We start from the raw sequence: 1,707 nt of genomic DNA, 5'->3' as shown, positions 1-1,707 counted from the left end.
CTCGACGGGCACACCGGGGTTGACATAGGTACCGTCGTGACCGATTCGCTCGGGGTCGAACACCGTGATGTCGGCGTGCGCCCCGGGCAGCAGGACGCCTCGCCCGGCCAGGCCGAACTGCCGGGCCGTCAGCGAGGTCGCCTTGCGCACGGCCTCTTCCCACGTGAGCAGCTGATGCTCACGCACGTACGTCCCCAGTAACCGGGGGAAACAGCCAAACGTGCGCGGATGCTGAAGACCGATCGGCGGACCGTTGTCCGAACCCACCCCGACCAGTGGGCTGGCCATAATCCGCCGGACGTCATCTTCAGCCATCATCTCCAGCACGATCATCGCTGCGGGGTCGGCGATGAGCAACTCGCACAACGCGTCGAACGGATCCTGCCCGCGCTCAACCGCCAGGTCGGCGACGGTGCGACCGATGACTCCTGCATCCGAATGCTCGGTGACGATGATCTTCGCCGGCTCCGTGCTGGCCCACATCCCATCGGCGGGCCGCCCGGCACCGGCCTGCGCGCGCAGGCCGGCACGCTGTGCGGGGTCGGAGAGCCGCTCGACCATCGCCAGAGATCCGCCGACGACGGCCCGGTTGGGTAACAGCGCCAGCATCACAGTGCCGCCGGCCAGGTACGGGTACTGGTCACCGACGACGTCCACCCCGTCCAGTCGTGCCCGCTCGATTCGGTCAAGCAACGCACGGGCCTTGCCGTGTGCCGCCTTCCCCGCGGCCTTGCAGTGCGAAATCTGTAGCCGGAGCCCACCGGCCTTCGCGACGGACACGGCTTCGTCGATGGCGTCTTCGACGTACTGGCCTTCGTCACGCATGTGCGTGGCGAAGACGCGACCGTACGCACCGGCCACCCGGGCGATCTCCGCCAGCTCGTCGCTCTGCGCGAAGCAGCCCGGCGGGTAGATCAAGCCGGTCGAGAAGCCGACCGCGCCCGCCTCGAACGCCTCGGCGGCCTGACGACGCATCTCAGCGATGGCGCCCGGGCGCAGCACGTCGTCGGCGCCGTTGGCGGCCAGCCGCAGCGTGTGATGGCCCACCAGGAATGCCATGTGGTTGGTGGGTCCGTGCCGTTCCACGGTGGCAAGGAGCTCGGCGAACGACGCCGGCGTGACGTCAACCCCGCACGCGAGCCCCTCGTACATCGACCGGACCAGCTCGGCGGAATCGCCGGTCACCGGAGCGAAGCTGAACCCGCAGTTCCCGGCGATCTCGGTGGTGACCCCTTGCAACAATTTGAACGGCTGCGGATCGTCCATCAGCGGGACGATGTCGCTATGGGAGTGCGCGTCGACGAAGCCCGGGGTCACGAAGAGCCCGTCGCAGGCAATCTCGCGCGCGCCGGCCACGTCCACGTCGCCGACCTCGCTGATCCGGCCGTCGGCCACGATGACGTCGCCGGTCTTGCCGGGCGAGCCGAGACCATCGAAGACGATGCCACCGCGCAGAACGAGCGTCTGGGCCATCCGTGCTCCCTACCCTGGCCCGGATCCAGTCCGGATGCGAGCCAGGATAGGTAACGACGCGTGGCGTCGACTCGTCGCCACGGACAACGTGACAGCCGTCGCCTTGTCGGGCTCACCGAACGACGAAGTTGCCCGCAGTGCTCGTCGGGCCACTCATCAGATGCAGGTGGATCCGTCCGAGGTCACCAGACCGGCGCTTGCCGGTGCCCCGTCCGTGTTACGCCGACTTCTCGC

The 1,707-nt window shown here is 68.5% G+C and carries 1 protein-coding gene; it reads right to left on the bottom strand.

Annotated elements, in window-relative coordinates:
- On the bottom strand, nucleotides 1–1,473 hold a 1,473-nt coding region (locus ELR45_RS20765; protein WP_205856962.1), incomplete at its 3' end, for an N-acyl-D-amino-acid deacylase family protein.
- Nucleotides 1,474–1,707: the final 234 nt, after the last annotated feature.

It is taken from the genome of Phytoactinopolyspora endophytica, from assembly GCF_004138495.1.
GTDB lineage: Bacteria > Actinomycetota > Actinomycetes > Jiangellales > Jiangellaceae > Phytoactinopolyspora > Phytoactinopolyspora endophytica.
Note: the sequence above shows the minus strand (reverse complement) of the source record. Positions and strands in the feature narration are given on the sequence as shown.